Source organism: Streptomyces sp. NPDC029122 (assembly GCF_055569445.1).
In genome coordinates this window covers 101,646-119,149 of sequence record NZ_JBVHWK010000026.1, presented here as the reverse complement: position 1 = coordinate 119,149, position 17,504 = coordinate 101,646, and the positions used below count along the sequence as shown (strand labels likewise).

General features: G+C 73.0%; 17 protein-coding genes. 13 read left to right on the top strand and 4 right to left on the bottom strand.

What is annotated here, in order from left to right:
* Window positions 1-170 precede the first annotated feature (170 nt).
* The 10 genes from ACZ4WZ_RS26615 to ACZ4WZ_RS26570 all read left to right on the top strand — a co-directional run bounded on the left by ACZ4WZ_RS26615 (window position 171) and on the right by ACZ4WZ_RS26570 (window position 10,990).
* On the top strand, window positions 171-1,112 hold the full coding sequence (locus tag ACZ4WZ_RS26615; protein WP_467894072.1) for a GNAT family N-acetyltransferase: 942 nt from the start codon (window positions 171-173) through the stop codon (window positions 1,110-1,112).
* A 105-nt stretch (window positions 1,113-1,217) separates the two neighbouring features.
* Window positions 1,218-2,849 (top strand): peptide ABC transporter substrate-binding protein, encoded by a 1,632-nt coding sequence (locus tag ACZ4WZ_RS26610; RefSeq protein WP_467894070.1) that lies wholly within the window; start codon window positions 1,218-1,220, stop codon window positions 2,847-2,849.
* 31 nt (window positions 2,850-2,880) lie between these two features.
* Window positions 2,881-3,804, top strand: a complete 924-nt coding sequence (locus ACZ4WZ_RS26605; RefSeq protein WP_467894069.1) for an ABC transporter permease — start codon at window positions 2,881-2,883, stop codon at window positions 3,802-3,804.
* Window positions 3,797-4,840: an ABC transporter permease gene (locus ACZ4WZ_RS26600; protein WP_467894067.1), complete on the top strand. Its 1,044-nt coding sequence runs from the start codon at window positions 3,797-3,799 to the stop codon at window positions 4,838-4,840. The genes ACZ4WZ_RS26605 and ACZ4WZ_RS26600 overlap by 8 nt, the downstream gene beginning before the upstream one ends.
* Window positions 4,841-4,855: 15 nt before the next feature.
* The gene (locus ACZ4WZ_RS26595) at window positions 4,856-5,830 is read left to right on the top strand and encodes an ABC transporter ATP-binding protein (protein WP_467894065.1); all 975 of its coding nucleotides are present in this window, start codon (window positions 4,856-4,858) and stop codon (window positions 5,828-5,830) included.
* Entirely contained in the window at window positions 5,823-6,884 is a 1,062-nt protein-coding gene (locus tag ACZ4WZ_RS26590; protein WP_467894063.1) for an ABC transporter ATP-binding protein, read from the top strand. The genes ACZ4WZ_RS26595 and ACZ4WZ_RS26590 overlap by 8 nt, the downstream gene beginning before the upstream one ends.
* A 436-nt stretch (window positions 6,885-7,320) precedes the next feature.
* The gene (locus tag ACZ4WZ_RS26585; protein WP_007266329.1) at window positions 7,321-7,515 is read left to right on the top strand and encodes a hypothetical protein; all 195 of its coding nucleotides are present in this window, start codon (window positions 7,321-7,323) and stop codon (window positions 7,513-7,515) included.
* Window positions 7,516-7,537: 22 nt separating this feature from the next.
* A complete protein-coding gene (gene mshB, locus ACZ4WZ_RS26580) occupies window positions 7,538-8,437 on the top strand; it encodes an N-acetyl-1-D-myo-inositol-2-amino-2-deoxy-alpha-D-glucopyranoside deacetylase (RefSeq protein WP_467894060.1) in 900 nt (299 codons plus the stop codon).
* Complete coding sequence (locus ACZ4WZ_RS26575) at window positions 8,434-8,817, top strand: DUF6113 family protein (RefSeq protein ID WP_467894059.1); 384 nt, start codon at window positions 8,434-8,436, stop codon at window positions 8,815-8,817. The genes mshB and ACZ4WZ_RS26575 overlap by 4 nt, the downstream gene beginning before the upstream one ends.
* A 205-nt stretch (window positions 8,818-9,022) precedes the next feature.
* Entirely contained in the window at window positions 9,023-10,990 is a 1,968-nt protein-coding gene (locus ACZ4WZ_RS26570; protein WP_467894057.1) for a peptidoglycan binding domain-containing protein, read from the top strand.
* Between the two features lie 134 nt (window positions 10,991-11,124).
* Here ACZ4WZ_RS26570 and ACZ4WZ_RS26565 read toward each other — a convergent pair whose 3' ends face one another.
* Window positions 11,125-11,910 carry a transglutaminase family protein gene (locus ACZ4WZ_RS26565; RefSeq protein ID WP_467894055.1) on the bottom strand — a complete coding sequence of 262 codons (786 nt, stop codon included), beginning with the start codon at window positions 11,908-11,910 and terminating at the stop codon, window positions 11,125-11,127.
* On the bottom strand, window positions 11,907-12,890 hold the full coding sequence (locus ACZ4WZ_RS26560) for a GNAT family N-acetyltransferase (RefSeq protein WP_467894054.1): 984 nt from the start codon (window positions 12,888-12,890) through the stop codon (window positions 11,907-11,909). The genes ACZ4WZ_RS26565 and ACZ4WZ_RS26560 overlap by 4 nt, the downstream gene beginning before the upstream one ends.
* Window positions 12,891-13,006: 116 nt before the next feature.
* On the opposite strand from ACZ4WZ_RS26560, the gene fdxA reads away from it, so the two are divergent.
* Both fdxA and dapC read left to right on the top strand, forming a co-directional pair.
* A complete protein-coding gene (gene fdxA / locus ACZ4WZ_RS26555; RefSeq protein ID WP_007266339.1) occupies window positions 13,007-13,339 on the top strand; it encodes a ferredoxin in 333 nt (110 codons plus the stop codon).
* A gap of 116 nt (window positions 13,340-13,455) precedes the next feature.
* Window positions 13,456-14,550 (top strand): succinyldiaminopimelate transaminase, encoded by a 1,095-nt coding sequence (gene dapC, locus ACZ4WZ_RS26550; protein WP_467894052.1) that lies wholly within the window; start codon window positions 13,456-13,458, stop codon window positions 14,548-14,550.
* Between the two features lie 84 nt (window positions 14,551-14,634).
* Here the strand turns inward: dapC and ACZ4WZ_RS26545 are convergent, their stop codons facing one another.
* On the bottom strand, window positions 14,635-14,976 hold the full coding sequence (locus tag ACZ4WZ_RS26545) for an ATP-binding protein (protein WP_467894050.1): 342 nt from the start codon (window positions 14,974-14,976) through the stop codon (window positions 14,635-14,637).
* A 340-nt stretch (window positions 14,977-15,316) separates the two neighbouring features.
* A complete protein-coding gene (locus tag ACZ4WZ_RS26540) occupies window positions 15,317-16,321 on the bottom strand; it encodes a hypothetical protein (protein ID WP_467894048.1) in 1,005 nt (334 codons plus the stop codon).
* 78 nt (window positions 16,322-16,399) lie between these two features.
* Between ACZ4WZ_RS26540 and dapE the strand changes: the two genes are divergently transcribed.
* The gene (gene dapE, locus ACZ4WZ_RS26535) at window positions 16,400-17,479 is read left to right on the top strand and encodes a succinyl-diaminopimelate desuccinylase (RefSeq protein ID WP_388934027.1); all 1,080 of its coding nucleotides are present in this window, start codon (window positions 16,400-16,402) and stop codon (window positions 17,477-17,479) included.
* Window positions 17,480-17,504: the final 25 nt, after the last annotated feature.

Here is a 17,504-nt window from a genome sequence, read left to right as displayed (position 1 = left end):
CCCCCCCCCCCCCCCCCCCCCCCCCCCCCCCCCCCCCCCCCCCCCCCCCCCCCCCCCCCCCCCCCCCCCCCCCCCCCCCCCCCCCCCCCCCCGGCGTTTCCCTCGCCCCACCCCGTACGGGGGCCCGAAGTCCGTTGCGGCCGTGCCCCCGCGCCGCCGACAGTGGGCGGATGACCGACACGCTGACCGTCCGCCCGGCCGGGCCCGGGGACGCCGCCGACATCTGCGCACTGCTCAACGCCGTCGACGTCATCGAGATCGGCAGACCCGAGACGGGCCTGGGCACCGTCGAGGCCGACCTCAACCACCCCGAGGTGGACCTCGCCACCGACTCCTGGCTCGCCTTCCAGGGCGGCCGGCTCGTGGCGTACGCCCTCGTCTGGGCCGACTCCGGACCCGGCCGGATCGACGGCGACCACTACGTCCTGCCCGGCCACGACGGAGCCGCCCTGCGCCTGCTGCGGCTGATGGAGGCCCGGGCCCGCGCGATGGCCGCCGGCACCGCCGCCGGCGCCCGGCTGCGCATCCAGCTCAACGTCCGGCCCACCCTCGACCTCACCCTCCTCACCGGCCGCGGCTACCGCGGCGTCCGGCGCCACCAGGTGATGACCCGCCGGCTCTCGCCCGCCGTGGACCTCCCACCCGTCCCGCCGGAGGGCCTCGTCCTGCGCGACTGCGCCGCCGACGAGGCCGACCGCCGCCGCGCCCACGCCCTCGTGGAGGAGACCTTCGCCGCGCACTTCGGGCACGCGCACCGCCCGTACGAGGCCTGGCTCGACCACATCGACGGCCGCGCCCTGGACTGGTCGCTGGTGTGGATCGCGAGCCTGCCCGGGAAGGGCGACGCGGCCGTCCTCGTCACCCGCGACGACCGCACCAGCATGGGCTGGGTCAGCCACATCGGCGTACGCGAGGACCTGCGCGGCCGGGGCGTCGGCGCCCACCTCCTGCGCCACGGCTTCGCCGCCTACGCCGCCCGCGGCCGCCGCACCCTGGGCCTCGGCGTGGACACCCACAACGAGACCGGCGCCCTCGCGCTGTACGAGGCGCACGGCATGGGCCTGCACTACGCGGTCGACACCTGGGAGCTCCCGTTGCACTCGCACGGGTGACAGGCGGGGGACGCGAGGGTGCAATCGGTCCAACCAGGAGTGCGCGAGCGCACACATGGGGTGACATAACCCCTAGTGAGTCCCGGTACCCCTAGGAGGCAGTCCATGCGCGGAGCCACCCACGCCACGTGGGCCGCATGTGCGGTGACCGTCGCCCTCGCGGCGACGGCCTGCGGCGGCGGGAGCGACAGCGGCGGGGGCGGTGGCGCGGACGGGATCGTCAGCTCCTCCTGGGGTGACCCGCAGAACCCGCTGGAGCCCGCCAACACCAACGAGGTGCAGGGCGGCAAGGTGCTCGACATGCTCTTCCGGGGCCTCAAGCGCTACGACGCCAAGACCGGCGAGGCCAAGAACATGGTCGCCGAGAAGATCGAGACCACCGACGGCCAGAACTTCACGGTCACCCTGAAGGACGGCTGGAAGTTCAGCAACGACGAGCCGGTCACCGCCCAGTCCTTCGTCGACGCCTGGAACTACGCGGCGGACGTGCGCAACAAGCAGAACAACGCGCCCTTCTTCGCCGACATCGTCGGCTACGCCGACGTGCACCCCGCAAGCGGCGAACCCAAGGCCAAGACCATGTCCGGCCTGGTCGTGAAGGACCCCAGGACCTTCACCGTCGCCCTGAAGTCCAAGTTCTCCACCTGGCCCGAGACCCTCGGCTACCAGGCCTTCTCCCCGCTGCCCAAGGTCTTCTTCACCGAGCACACCGCCTGGCTGGACAAGCCCGTCGGCAACGGCCCGTACACGGTGGACTCGTACACCAAGGGCACCGGCATGAAGCTGCGCAAGTGGGAGGGCTACCCCGGGGAGGACAAGGCGCAGAACGGCGGCGTGGACCTCAAGGTCTACACCGACAACAACACCGCCTACACGGACCTGATCTCCGGCAACCTCGACCTCGTCGACGACGTCCCGGCGCAGCAGCTGAAGAACGTCAAGAACGACCTCGGCGACCGCTACATCAACCAGCCGGCCCTCATCATCCAGACCCTCACCTTCCCCCTGTACGACCCCCAGTGGGGCAAGGAGGGCATGGAGAAGGTCCGCCGGGGCATCTCGATGGCGATCAACCGCGAGGAGATCACCCAGCAGATCTTCCGCGAGACCCGCACCCCGGCCAAGGACTGGACCTCCCCGGCCCTCGGCGACAAGGGCGGCTTCAAGTCCACCCTCTGCGGCGACGCCTGTACGTACGACCCGGCCCAGGCCAAGAAGCTCATCCAGGAGGGCGGCGGCCTGCCCGGCGGCAAGATGACCCTCACCTCGAACGTGGACACCGGCTCGCACCGCGACTGGATGGACGCCGTCTGCAACAGCGTCAACAACGCCCTCGGCGAGGGACCGGTCTGCACCGTCAACCCCATCGGCACCTTCGCCGACTTCCGCAACCAGCAGAGCTCCTACAAGCTCACCGGCCCCTTCCGCTCCGGCTGGCAGGCCGACTACCCGCTGATCCAGAACTTCCTCCAGCCGCTGTACTACACGGGCGCCTCCTCCAACTACGGCAAGTTCAGCAATCCGGACTTCGACCGGCTCATCGACCAGGCCAACCAGGAGACCGACGCCGCCAAGGCCATCGGCTCCTTCCAGGACGCGGAGAAGATCCTCGCCGAACAGATGCCGTCCGTCCCCCTCTGGTACCAGAACGGCAGCGCCGGACACTCCGAGCGGATCTCCGACGTCGCCCTGAACCAGTTCAGCGTCCCGGTCTACGACGAGATCAAGGTCAGCTGACCACTCCGACGGATCGATCCTGGAGCAGTCCATGGGACGTTACGTGATCCGGCGGCTGCTCCAGATGATCCCCGTGTTCATCGGCAGCACCTTCCTGATCTTCATCATGGTCTACGCGCTCGGCGACCCGGTCGCGGCCCTCTTCGGAGACAAGGCCCCCGACCCCGCCACGGCCGCGCGGATCCGCAAGGACCTGTACCTCGACCGCCCGCTGTGGGAGCAGTACGTCCACTACATGGGGCAGATCTTCAGGGGCGACTTCGGCACGGCCTTCAACGGCCAGCGGGTCACCGAGCTGATGGCCACCGCCTTCCCCGTCACCCTGCGCCTGACCCTGGTCGCCATCGCCATCGAGATCCTCGTCGGCATCACCCTCGGCGTGGTCAGCGGACTGCGCCGGGGCAGGGCCGTCGACACCACCCTGCTGGTGCTCACCCTCGTCGTCATCTCGGTGCCCACCTTCGTCACCGGCTACCTGCTCCAGTTCCTCTTCGGCGTCACCTGGGGCTGGGTACGCCCCACCGTCTCCCCGGACGCCCCCTTCGCCGAGCTGATCCTGCCCGGCGTCGTCCTCGCCCTGGTCTCCCTCGCGTACGTCACCCGGCTCTCGCGGACCTCCATCGCCGAGAACGTCAAGGCCGACTACGTGCGCACCGCCGTCGCCAAGGGCCTGCCGCGCCGCCGGGTCATCACCCGCCACCTGCTGCGCAACTCCCTGATCCCGGTGGTCACCTTCATCGGCACCGACATCGGCGCCCTGATGGGCGGCGCCATCGTCACCGAGCGGATCTTCAACATCCACGGCGTCGGCTACCAGCTCTACCAGGGCATCCTGCGCAACAACTCGCCCACCGTGGTCGGCTTCGTCACCATCCTCGTCATCGTCTTCCTGGTGGCGAACCTGCTCGTCGACCTGCTCTACGCGGTCCTGGACCCGAGGATCCGTTATGCCTGAGCCCGGCAGCCCCGACAGCCCCGAAGGCCCCGGCGGCCCCGGAGGCTACGACCCGGTGGGGCCCCGCCCCCGGGAGGCGATGTCACCCACCGGCCAGGGCGGGGCCATGGACCTGGCCCTCCAGGAGGCCGAGAGCGTGGAAGGCGTCACCGAGGGGTCCGGACCGGCCGGCCCCGCCGGCCCCCGGGAGAAGGCCCGCTCCCTGTGGTCCGACGCCTGGCACCAACTGCGCCGCAACCCCGTCTTCATCGTCTCCGCGCTGCTCATCCTCTTCCTCGTCGCCATCGCCCTGTGGCCCCAGCTCATCGCGAGCGGCGACCCCCTCCAGTGCGACCTGTCCAAATCGCAGCAGGGCTCCGCCCCCGGACACCCCTTCGGGTACGACACCCAGGGCTGCGACGTCTACACCCGCACCGTCCACGGCGCCCGGGCCTCCATCACCGTCGGCGTCTGCGCGACCGTCGGCGCCGCCCTGCTGGGATCCGTACTCGGCGGACTCGCCGGCTTCTTCGGCGGCTGGGGTGACGCCCTGCTCTCCCGGGTCGCCGACGTCTTCTTCGGGATCCCCGTCGTCCTCGGCGGCCTGGTCTTCCTGTCCGTGGTCACCAGCACCACCGTGTGGCCCGTCGTCGGCTTCATCGTGCTGCTCGGCTGGCCGCAGCTCGCCCGCATCGCCCGCGGATCGGTGATCACCGCCAAGCAGAACGACTACGTCCAGGCCGCCCGGGCCCTCGGCGCCGGCAACGCCCGCATGCTGCTGCGCCACGTGGCCCCCAACGCCGTCGCCCCCGTCATCGTCGTCGCCACCATCGCGCTGGGCACCTACATCGCCCTCGAAGCCACCCTGTCCTTCCTCGGCGTGGGCCTGCGCCCGCCCACCGTCTCCTGGGGCATCGACATCTCCAACGCCGCCACCCAGATCCGCAACGCCCCGCACATGCTGCTCTGGCCGGCGGGTGCCCTGAGCCTGACCGTGCTCGCCTTCATCATGCTCGGCGACGCGGTGCGCGACGCCCTCGACCCCAAGCTGCGCTAGGGAGTGAGCCGCCAGATGCTGCTCGAAGTCCGCGACCTGCACGTGGAGTTCACCACCCGCGACGGAGTCGCCAAGGCCGTCAACGGGGTGAACTACTCGGTGGACGAGGGCGAGACCCTCGCCGTGCTCGGCGAGTCCGGCTCCGGCAAGTCGGTCACCGCCCAGGCCGTGATGGGGATCCTCGACGTCCCGCCGGGCCGGATCGCGGGCGGCGAGGTCCTCTTCAAGGGCAAGGACCTCCTGAGGATGAAGGAGGAGGAGCGCCGCCGGATCCGCGGCGCCGACATGGCGATGATCTTCCAAGACGCCCTGTCCTCCCTCAACCCCGTCCTCAGCGTCGGCGCCCAGCTCGGCGAGATGTTCGAGGTCCACCGCGGGACGTCCCGCAAGGACGCCCGGGCCAAGGCCGTGGAACTGATGGACCGGGTCAGGATCCCGGCCGCGAAACAGCGGGTGGGCGACTACCCGCACCAGTTCTCCGGCGGTATGCGCCAGCGCATCATGATCGCGATGGCGCTGGCCCTGGAACCCTCCCTGATCATCGCCGACGAACCCACCACGGCCCTCGACGTCACCGTCCAGGCCCAGGTCATGGACCTGCTCGCCGAGCTCCAGCGCGAACTCAACATGGGCCTCATCCTGATCACCCACGACCTCGGCGTCGTCGCCGACGTCGCCGACAAGATCGCCGTCATGTACGCGGGCCGGATCGTCGAGGCGGCCCCCGTCCACGAGATCTACAGGGCCCCCGCCCACCCCTACACCCGGGGCCTGCTCGACTCGATCCCGCGCCTGGACCAGAAGGGCCAGGAGCTCTACGCCATCAAGGGCCTGCCGCCGAACCTGCTGGCCATCCCGCCCGGCTGCGCCTTCAACCCGCGCTGCCCGATGGCCCGGCCCGTCTGCCGGACCGAGGTCCCGCCGCTCGCGGAGGTCGCCCCGGGGCGGGCCAGCGCCTGCTTCTTCTGGAAGGAGTGCGTCGGTGCCTGAGCCCATCCTGGAGGTCCGCGGCCTGGTCAAGCACTACCCGCTGACCCGGGGGATCCTCTTCAAGAAGCGGGTCGGCGCGGTCAAGGCCGTCGACGGGGTCTCCTTCGCCCTCGCCCCGGGGGAGACCCTCGGCATCGTCGGCGAGTCCGGCTGCGGGAAGTCCACCGTCGCCCGGATGCTGGTCAATCTGGAACGCCCCACCGCCGGCGCGATCTCCTACAAGGGCGAGGACATCACCAAGCTCTCGGGCCGCGCCCTGAAGGCGGTCCGCCGCAACATCCAGATGGTGTTCCAGGACCCGTACACCTCGCTGAACCCGCGCATGACGGTCGGCGACATCATCGGCGAGCCGTACGAGATCCACCCCGAGGTGGCCCCGAAGGGCGACCGGCGCCGCAAGGTCCAGGAGCTCCTGGACGTGGTGGGCCTGAACCCGGAGTACATCAACCGCTACCCGCACCAGTTCTCCGGCGGCCAGCGCCAGCGCATCGGCATCGCCCGCGGCCTCGCGCTCCGGCCGGAGGTCATCGTCGCGGACGAGCCGGTGTCCGCCCTCGACGTCTCCGTCCAGGCCCAGGTCATCAACCTGCTGGCGCGCCTCCAGGACGAGTTCGGCCTCTCGTACGTCTTCATCGCGCACGACCTCTCGATCGTCCGGCACATCTCCGACCGGGTCGGGGTCATGTACCTGGGCCGCGTCGTCGAGATCGGCACCGACACCGAGATCTACGACCACCCCACCCACCCCTACACCCAGGCGCTGCTCTCCGCCGTGCCCGTGCCCGACCCGCTGGCCCGCGCCCACCGGGAGCGGATCATCCTCACCGGTGACGTCCCCTCCCCGGCCAACCCGCCCTCGGGCTGCCCCTTCCGCACCCGCTGCTGGAAGGCCGAAACCCGCTGTGCGACGGAGGTCCCGCCGCTGGCCGTCCCCGAGGCGTTCCCCGCGGGTCCGGCCGCCCACCCCTCGGCCTGCCACTTCGCGGCCGAGAAGCAGGTGGTGCCGGCTCCGGGGGAACTCCCGCCCCCGCCGGCCCCGCTGACGGGGCAGTAGACGCCGCCCCGGACGCCGGCCCGCGCCGACCGGACGCGGGCCCCGCCGGCCGGCCCGCTCCGGCCGGAAATGAACGGTCGGCGGCGGCCGATGAGGGATCATTTCCAGCCACCCCGCGCAGGGGTGTCCATGCGGGCCGTATGGGAGCCAACCGGCTTAACGCGGAGGCAACTTGACCGTTTCTGCCCCGAGATCTGAGGCGTGCAGTCTGGGCCAGGTACGGCCGTGCGGGTGCCGACAGCCGGCCGGGAGGGCGTGCAGCCCTCCCGGCCGGCCCCCGTGTGCCCCCTGCCGTGCGCGGCATGCGCCCCTCGTGCTGCCGGAATTCGATCGATGCGCTGGTACGGATAGTTATGATCCGTAGCGCACGGTGGGTATGAATGCGCCGAGCACGAGTACGCATACCGATGTCCGCTCGACGTGGAGGTGAAACGCCGTGGCACTCTCGATCTCGGCCGTGGTGCTGCTGGCGATCGTCGTCTTCCTGCTGGTCCGGAAGTCGGGTCTGAAGGCGGGGCACGCGTTCGTCTGCGTACTGCTCGGGTTCTACCTGGCGAGTTCCACGGTCGCGCCGACCCTCAGCCAGCTGACGTCCAACGTGGCCAGCATGATCAGTGGCCTCAAGCTGTAGGCGGTGCTCGTAGGCTGGGGCCATGAACGGTCTTCCCGCCCGTCGTCTGCTCCTCGTGCACGCGCACCCGGACGACGAGTCGATCAACAACGGCGTCACCATGGCCAAGTACGCGGCCGAGGGTGCCCACGTCACGCTGGTGACCTGCACCCTCGGCGAAGAGGGCGAGGTCATCCCCGCGGACCTGGCGCACCTGGCGCCGGACCGCGACGACGCCCTCGGTCCCTTCCGGGCCGGGGAGCTCGCCGCCGCCATGAAGGAACTCGGGGTCGCCGACCACCGCTTCCTCGGCGGCGCGGGCCGCTTCCGGGACTCCGGGATGATGGGCGCCCCGCAGAACGCCCGCCCCGGCTCCTTCTGGTCGGCCGGCGTGGACGAGGCCGCCGGGTACCTGGTGGAGGTCATCCGGGAGCTGCGCCCGCAGGTGCTGGTCACCTACGACCCCGACGGCGGCTACGGCCACCCCGACCACATCCAGGCCCACCGGGTCGCCATGCGCGGCGCGGAACTGGCCGCCGACGCCGCGTACCGCCCCGGGCTCGGCGCCCCGCACGCCATCGCGAAGGTCTACTGGAACCGCGTACCGGTCTCGGTGGTCGAGGCGGGCTTCGAGCGGCTGCGCGCCGCGAGCACCGCCTTCCCGGGCGTCGCGACCCCCGGGGACGTGCCCGGGGTGGTCCCCGACGAGCGGATCACCGCCGAGATCGGCGACGAGGGCGCCGCCACCGACCTGGTGGCGGCGAAGGCGGCCGCCATGCGGGCCCACGTCACCCAGATCGCGGTGGACGGACCGTTCTTCGCGCTCTCCAACGACCTGGGCCAGCCGCTGTTCGCCCGGGAGTACTACGAGTTGGCCGCGGGCCGCTCCGGCGCGCCGGCCGGCGAACGCGAGCGGGACCTCTTCGCGGGGGTGGGGGCGTGACCACCGCGCTGACCCCGGGGCGCATCGCCGCCCTGCTCGGCCTGCTCGTCGCGGGCGCGCTCACCGGCGCGGCCGGCTGGCTCGTGGTCGACCTGTGGTTCCCGGTCGGCCTGCTGCTGGCGCTGCTCGCCCTCTGCGGGGTGTTCCTCGCGGGCCGGATCGCCGTCGGCGCGGGACCCGGCGTGGGCGCGGGCGCGGCCGGCTGGTTCCTCTCCTACGTCGTCCTCAGCCTCCCCCGCCCCGAAGGGGACTTCCTGCTCGGTTCCTCCGGGATCGGCATGTACGCATACCTTTTGGGGGGAAGTGCGGCCGCTGTGATGTGCGCCACGATGCGCGGCTCCGCGCAGGGGCCGGTTCCGGCCGCCAAGTCCCGCGGATAGCAGGCCCCGGAACTCCCGCACCCGCCGATCGGGGACGTGTTGCGGGGGTTTGACGGGCCCTCGCGCGGGGGCGCGCGGAAGCAGAAGAGGAACGTGGGATTCCTGGCCGACAGTTGCGCACGGGCGGCGGCCAGTATGGTGGACGGGCCGCCGAGCTGCCCGCGCACGGAATGACGGGCGGCGGAGCCAACCGGGAGAACCTGCCTTGAGTCGTGAAACCGACAGTTCGTCCCCCGGGCCCCAAGGGCACGGTGGAGCCGCCTACCCCTCGGGTACGCCGCCGTATGGAACCGGCCAGTATCCGTCCGTGCCACCCGGTCCCGGCGCCGCGATCGTCCCGGAGGAGAACCCTGTGACCTCGAACCCGTCCACGCCCGACACCGACGGGCCGAAGACCGAGACCCACCTGACGACCCGGATCCGGATCAACATCCCCGGTTCCCGGCCCATCCCGCCCGTGGTCGTACGCAAACCCGTGAAGGACGGCGGCCAGGACGCGTCCCCGGCCGCCGCCGGGCCGGACCGGGCCGGGGCCCCGCGCACGACCGAGCGCCGCCCCGCCGCGCAGGCACGGCCCGCGGCGCCGGCCCCCGCGCTCCCCGCGGCCCCGGCCCCGGCCCGCGGGCAGTCCGCCCCCGCGCCGGAGCCCGCCCCCGCGCCCGCCGAGGAGCCGGCCAGCAACTGGTTCGCCCCGCGCAAGGCGGCGACGCCCCCGCCGGCGGCGACGCCCGCGCCCGCGGCGCCCCCCGCCCCCGCGCCCGGTGCTCCCGGGTCGCCCGCGCCCGGTGCTCCCGGCGCGGGCTACGGCTCCGCCGCGCCCACCGGCACCGGGGCGGGCTTCGCCCCCCCGGCCGAGCCCGGGCGCCCGCAGCCGCCGGCCGCGTACGGCAGCGGAGCCGGCTTCGCACCGGCCCCCGCCGTCGGCGGCCCCGGAGCCGGCGCGCCCCAGGGGTACGCCGGGTACGACAACGGGCCCGTCACGGAGGCCTTCCCCGCCTTCGCGGAGCCGACCGGGCCGACCGGAGGACCCGCGCTGGGCACCGTATCCGTCGGCGCCGAGGAGACCCCGAGCTGGCCCGGCCCCGAGGCCTTCGACGCCCCGGCCCCCACCCCGGTGCCCGCGCCGGGCCCCGCCGCCCCGCCGCCCGGCCCGCAGCCGCCGCGCCAGGCCCGGCCGGCGCCCGCCCCGGCCGGCAAGTCCGGCAAGGGCGCCCCGTCCGGCAAGCCCGCCAAGAAGGGCCGCTCCAAGCTGGTCATGCTGGGCGGCGGCATCGTCGTCCTCGCGGGCGTGGCCTACGGCGCCGGCCTGCTGATGAACCACTCCGACGTCCCCAAGGGCACCACCGTCCTCGGCGTCGACATCAGCGGCACCCGTGACGACGCCGTCGCCAAGCTCCAGACCGCCTTCGGCAAGCGCGCCGCCGCCCCGCTCCAGCTCAGCGTCGGCGGCAAGACGGTCGAGCTGAAGCCCGAGAAGGCCGGCCTGACCCTCGACAGCCAGACCACCGTCCGCAACGCCACCGGCAGCGACTACAACCCCGTGACCGTCATCGGCTCCCTCTTCGGGGTCGAGCGCACGGCCACCGCCGTCATGCCGGTCGACGAGGAGAAGCTGCGGGTCTCCCTCCAGGAGCTGGCCGGCACCGCCGGATCGGCCTCCGAGGCCACCATCAAGTTCGACACCGGCAAGGCCGTCGCCGTCCCCGGCAAGGCCGGTGACGGCCTCGACGTCGACGGCTCCGTCGACAAGGTCACCAAGGCCTTCCGCGAGCTCGTCGCCAACGGCAAGGCACCCACCGTCGAACTCCCCGTCGCCAAGAAGGAACCCACGGTCACCCAGGCCGAACTGGACCGGGCCATGAAGGAGTTCGCGGAGCCCGCCATGTCCGGCAACGCCACGGTCAAGGCGGGCACCAAGTCCATCGCCTTCGGCGCCAAGTCCCTGCCGAAGATCCTCAGCATGTCGGCCGTGGACGGACGCCTCGTCGAGAAGTACGACCTGGAAGCCCTGAAGGCCACCTACGGGAACACCTTCGACGGCATCCTGATCACCCGGGGCACCGGCGCCAAGACCCCCGTGACCCCGCAGGACGTCGCGGGCGCCCTCGGCCGGGCCTTGATCGGCAAGACCCCCGCCGAGCGGACCGTCACCATCGACACCAACGCGAGCTGACCGGCCCGCCCGGCCGGCCCCCGCACGGCCCGTACGCGAAGCCCCTTCCCGCTCCGGGAAGGGGCTTCGCGGCCTTCCCGGCACCCCTGGCCCGAGCCGTGGGCGTCGCAGCGCGCGAGCGGTCCGGCGGGACGTCAGTTCAGCAGCGCGCGGGCGGCGACGGCCTCGCCGCGGATGCGGGCGGCGGTGGCGGCGTCCACCGCGTCCATGACCTCCGCGTACGCCTCCAGTTCGGCCGCGCCCTCGCGGAACGCGCCCCGTTCCACCAGCAGCCGCGCCCGCTCGTACCGCAGCGACGCCGGGTGGGAGGGCAGCAGCAGCGACAGGTCCAGGGCCCACAGCGCGACCCCCGAGTGCTCCGGGCGGGAGGAGGCCCAGGCGCGGATGTTGTTCAGGATCCGCAGCACGATGTCCAGGGTCCGCGCCGGGGTCTTGGGGGAGGAGGCCAGCTCCGCCGGGCCCGCGCCCAGCGAGGCGCCGCCGGCGAAGGGGTCCACCACCACCGACTCCTCCGGGTCCCCGAAGCCCACCACGAAGTGCCCCGGCAGCCCCAGCCCGTACACCGGCGCGCCCGCCCGCCGGGCCACCTCCAGCCACACCACCGAGAGCAGGATCGGCAGGCCCCGCCTGCGCCGCAGCACCTCGTGCAGGAGGGAGGACGACAGCCGGTCGTAGTCGTTCGGGGTGCCGTGGAAGCCCAGCCGGCCCCCCAGCAGCTCCGTCACCGCGGAGGCCCAGGCCCGCGCGTCCCGCAGCCCGTACGGCAGCAACCCCGCGAGCCGGTCGAGCTCGATCTCGGCCTCGTCCATGGCCCGTTCGTCCAGCTCCGGGTCCGCCTCCGCGGCCAGCAGCAGGCACATCCGGGCCAGGTCGGGCCGCTCTGAGCGGGCCTCCTCGGCGAAGAGGTCCCGGGTGTTCACCGCGCCGCCCGGAAGTGGTGGTAGGCGTGGTGCGCGGCGAAGCCCATCCCGTCGTACAGGGCCCGCGCCGGCGGGTTGTCCGTCTCCACCTGGAGCCACGCCGCGGACGCGCCCTCCTCCAGGGCCCGCCGGGCCAGCGCCGTCATCACCGCCGTCGCGAGCCCCCGGCGCCGGTCCTCCGGAGCGACGGTGACGGCCGCGAAACCGGCCCAGCGGCCGTCCACCACGCACCGCCCGACGGCCCGGCCGCCGCCCAGGGAGGCGAACCACACCGACGGGCCCCCGACCAGCACCCGCCGGGCCGACTCCGGGTCCCGGACCTTGCCGTAGCGCTCCAGCCACCGCTCGTCCGGCTCGCGCGTGAGCCGTACGTCCGCCACGTCCGCGTCGGCGTCGGCGACCGGGGCCAGCGCCCCGACGCGCACCTCCGCGGAGACCTCCTTCACCCAGCCGTGCCGCTCCAGCTCCGCGCAGAGCAGCTCCTGCGTCCCGGCGGCACCGGTCGCGGCCTGCACATACGCCGGAAGGTTGCGTTCCGCGTACCAGGCGGTCACCCGCGCGAGTGCTTCACCGACGGGTATCCCGGGGTCGCCGAGCGCGAGCACGGAGTTGGCCCGCCGGGTGAACCCCGCGGCGGCCCGCAGCGTCCACTCGCCGAGCTGCTCGCTCTCCAGCGGCTGCCAGGCCCGCGCCGTGACCCGTGCCAGCTCCTCGAAGGAGGCCGCGGGACCCCTGCGGCGGGCCGGTGCCGGAGGCACCACCTTGCCCGCCACCAGCGACGATTCCGCGATGTGGACGGACACGCCGTCCTTGCGTGTGATCGTCAGCACACCCCCGGTCCAGGATGTGAGAACCCCGACCGCGTCCGCGAACGACGGGGTGGTGCTCCCCCCGTCCTCCACCCGTCGTACAGAGACTCGTTTACCCACGTCAGCGGGGGTGATACGGATCTCCAGCAGTCCACCGGCAGTGATTTCCACAGCTCTGTCCGCCCCTCCTGTTCGGATCGTGCCCGGGAACGGAGATACTAGGTGCGGGCATCGACGACGCCGCGCTCCCGCGCGAATGGAAAGCCCTACCGAGGAGGAACGAGAGCGTGACCTACGTCATCGCGGAGCCTTGTGTCGACGTCAAGGACAAGGCATGCATCGAAGAGTGCCCCGTCGACTGCATCTACGAGGGCCAGCGGTCCTTGTACATCCACCCGGACGAGTGCGTCGACTGCGGCGCGTGTGAGCCGGTCTGCCCGGTCGAGGCCATCTTCTACGAGGACGACACCCCGGAGGAGTGGAAGGACTACTACAAGGCGAACGTCGAGTTCTTCGACGAGCTCGGTTCGCCCGGTGGTGCCTCCAAGCTCGGCCTGATCGAGCGCGACCACCCCTTCGTCGCCGCGCTGCCCGCCGACATCAACGCCGGCGAGCACTGACCGTTTCACGGCAGACGCGCCCCTCGGTCCCGTACGGCCCCGCTGCCGCGCGGGACCGAGCCGTTTCCCCGTACGACACAGCCCCCCGCAGCAGCCCAGAGAGAGCAGAGAGCACCGTGGCCGCAGTTTCCGACCGTCTTCCCGCCTTTCCCTGGGACAAGCTGGAGCCCTACAAGGCCACGGCGGCGGCCCACGCTGACGGCATCGTCGACCTGTCGGTCGGCACCCCCGTGGACCCGGTGCCCGACCTGATCCAGCGCGCCCTGGTCGCCGCCGCGGACTCTCCGGGCTACCCGACGGTGTGGGGGACGCCCGCGCTGCGCGACGCGATCACCGGCTGGCTGCGGGGCCGGCTCGGCGCGAGCGCCGCCGGACACCGCAACGTCCTGCCGGTGGTCGGCTCCAAGGAACTGGTGGCCTGGCTGCCGACCCAGCTGGGCCTGGGCGCCGGCGACAAGGTGGCCTACCCGCGGCTCGCGTACCCGACGTACGAGGTGGGCGCGCGGCTGTGCGGCGCCGAGGCCGTCGTGTACGACGACCCCATGGAGCTGGACCCGGCGGGCGTGAAGCTGCTGTGGCTCAACTCCCCGTCCAACCCCACCGGGAAGGTCATCCCGAAGGAGGAGCTGGTCCGGATCGTCGCCTGGGCGCGCGAGCACGGCATCCTGCTCTTCAGCGACGAGTGCTACCTGGAGCTGGGCTGGGAGGCCGAGCCCGTCTCCGTCCTCCACGACGACGTGTGCGGGGGCTCCTACGAGGGCCTCGTGGCGGTGCACTCCCTCTCCAAGCGGTCCAACCTGGCGGGTTACCGGGCCGCGTTCATCGCCGGTGACGCGGCCGTGCTCGGGGAGCTGCTGGAGATCCGCAAGCACGGCGGCATGATGACCCCCGCCCCGGTGCAGGCGGCCACGGTGGCGGCCCTCGGCGACGACGCCCACGTCGAGGAACAGCGCGCCCGCTACGCCGCCCGCCGCGAGGCACTGCGCACGGCCCTGGAGGCGCACGGCTTCCGCATCGAGCACAGCGAGGCCAGCCTCTACCTGTGGGCGACCCGTGACGAGCCCTGCTGGGACACCGTCGCGCACCTCGCCGGACTCGGCATCCTGGTCGCGCCGGGCGACTTCTACGGCGAGGCGGGCGCGAAGTTCGTCCGCGTCGCCTTCACGGCCACCGACGAGCGGGTCGCGGCCGCGGTCAAGCGCCTCGGCTGAGCCGACGGCGCACGGACGACGGCCCGAGGGGGCCGGGAGCAGCTGCTCCCGGCCCCCTCGGGCGTTAGCGCGTCCGGCGGTGGTTCAGCCGCCCAGCGGGAGGCCGCCCAGCGGCAGCTGGCTCACCGGCAGCTGGCCGGCGACCGGCAGGCCGCCCAGCGTCTGGCCGGCCGCGCCCGCGCTGCCGACGACCTCGGAGGCGGGACCGGCGACGGGGGCGGCGGCCGGGAGGGCCTCGGTGGCGGTGTGCGCGGCGTCGGTGGCCGCGCCGGTGTCGGGGGCGGTGAGCGTGTTCAGCTTCGGCAGGGACTCCAGGCCCACGGCGTCGGCCGCGCTGGCGGCGCCTGCCGCACCGACCACGGGAGCGGTACCGGCTGCGAGGAGAAGCGCGGCGCGGGCGATCCGACGGGTCAGGGGGAGGGTCATGATGCTCCTAAGCGGTAGCGGCTGAGTACGACCTGTACAACCGCTCCCGGGGTGGGGGGAGTTGCGGACCAGCCGGGTAAAGGATCAGTAACGCATCGTTTAATCGGCTTCCGTGACAAGAGCACCGGACCCCCGCCGACCTGCGCTTCTGTCCGCCTTCCGGGTGTACGGCCCGAACGCGTGGACACCCCTCCCGGGTGACGGCCCGTACGCCTGACCGTGCCGCCGGCGCGTCGTGCCGGGCCGTCCGCGCGCCGGGGGCGCACGCCGGGGCCGGGCCGGCCGGCGAGCGGCCGCCCGGAACCGGTCGACGGCCTCCGCGAGCGTCCGCCGCCGGCGGTCAGCGGGCCGCGGGGCGCCCCACGAAGATCCGTACCTCGCCCGGAGCCGCGTCGTGCGGGTCCCCGGCGCCGCCCTTGCGGCCGCCGCCCTCACCCTGCCACGCGCCGCCGTCCCGGCCGGCCACCCACGAGGAGCCGTCGTACGAGACCCTGGCGATGCCCAGTTCCTTCGACCGGGCCACCGCCCAGTGGGCCATCGCCCGGCCCCGCCGCGCCTCGGCCGGGCCGCCGCCCTCCTTGAGCCGCAGCCCCACCTCGGGCTCCGGAACCGCCCCGCCCGGCGCCGACCGGCCCGCCGGAGCGCCCGCCCGGCCCGCGCCCAGCGCGTCCCGCGCCGCGGGGCCGAAGGCCCGCGTCAGCTCCGCCCGCACCTTCTCCGGATCTCCCGCCGAGGGCGCCGGGCCCGAGCAGGCCAGAGAGGCCGGTATGCCGTTCTCGCCGAAGGCGGCCGTCAGCACCGTCGCGTCCGGCTCGTGCTTCGCGTACGCCTGCGGGAAACCGCTGAGCTGCACCTTCTGCGCGGCCACCGTCAGCGGCAGCCGGGTGTAGCCCTTGATCTCCGCCAGCCGGTCGTAGAAGATCCCCGCCGAGTACACCGGGTCCATGATCTGCTCCGGGGTGCCCCACCCCTGCGAAGGCCGCTGCTGGAAGAGCCCCAGCGAATCGCGGTCGCCGTGGTCGAGGTTGCGCAGCGCCGACTCCTGCATCGCCGTCGCCAGCGCGATGGTCACCGCCCGGTCCGGGAGCCCCTTGGAGATCCCGACGGCGGCTATCGTCGCCGCGTTCGCCGCCTGCTCGTGGGTCATCTCGTACGTCTGGACGGTCCCCGCGCCCGCGGACCCCGCCCCCGTCGCCGTGGCCGTGCAGTAGGAGGCGCCGTTGTTGGAGTCGCGCTGGACGGCGAAGTACCCGATCACCCCGAGCAGGACGACCAGGCCCACGGCCTTGCGGAACGGCCGGCGGGAACGGGGGCGGGAGCGATCGGTCTCGGACACGCGGCCCACCGTACTTGAGGCCGATTAACCGTCCACCGGCCGGACGCTCCCGCTTCCCGCCCATCCCGGGGCGTTAGGGTCAGTTCCATGTCCGAATCCGAGCTGGACCTCACCCTGGACGCTGCCGAGCTGACCGCCCGGCTCGTCGACATCCCCTCCGTGAGCGGCGACGAGAAGGTGCTCGCCGACCTCGTGGAAGAAGCGCTGCGCGCCCTCCCGCACCTCACCGTCGACCGCCTCGGCAACAACGTGGTGGCCCGTACGCACCTCGGCCGCGCCGAGCGCGTCGTCCTGGCCGGCCACCTCGACACCGTGCCGATCGCCGACAACGTCCCGTCCCGCCTGGACGAGAACGACGTGCTGTGGGGCTGCGGCACGACGGACATGAAGTCCGGGGTGGCCGTGCAGCTGAGGATCGCCGCGACGGTCCCCGAACCCAATCGCGACCTCACCTTCGTCTTCTACGACCAGGAGGAGGTCGCCGCCGACCTCAACGGCCTCGGCAAGGTCGCGGCCGCCCACCCCGACTGGCTGACCGGCGACTTCGCCGTACTGCTGGAACCCTCCAACGCCGAGGTCGAGGGCGGCTGCCAGGGCACCCTGCGCGTGCTGCTGCGCACCAAGGGCGAGCGCGCCCACTCCGCGCGCAGCTGGATGGGCTCCAACGCCATCCACACCGCGAGCCCGATCCTGGCGAAGCTGGCCGCGTACGAGCCCCGCAAGCCGGTCATCGACGGCCTGGAGTACCACGAGGGCCTCAACGCGGTCCGCATCGAGGGCGGCGTCGCCAACAACGTCATCCCGGACTCCTGCACCGTGACCGTGAACTTCCGCTACGCCCCCGACCGCAGCGAGGCCGACGCGCTGGCCCACGTACGGGAGGTCTTCGCGGACTGCGACATCGCCGAGTTCGTGGTCGACGACTCCTCCGGCGGCGCCCTGCCGGGCCTGTCCCACCCGGCCGCGGCGGCCTTCATGGAGGCGGTCGGCGGCCGGCCGATGCCCAAGTTCGGCTGGACGGACGTCTCCCGCTTCAGCGCGCTCGGCGTGCCGGCGGTCAACTACGGGCCGGGCGACGCGCTGCTGGCCCACAAGGTCGACGAACGCGTCGAGACGAAGGCGATCCTGCACTGCGAGGAACGACTCCGCGCCTGGCTGACCTCGTAAATTCCCCCTCCCGTCACTTTTGTGC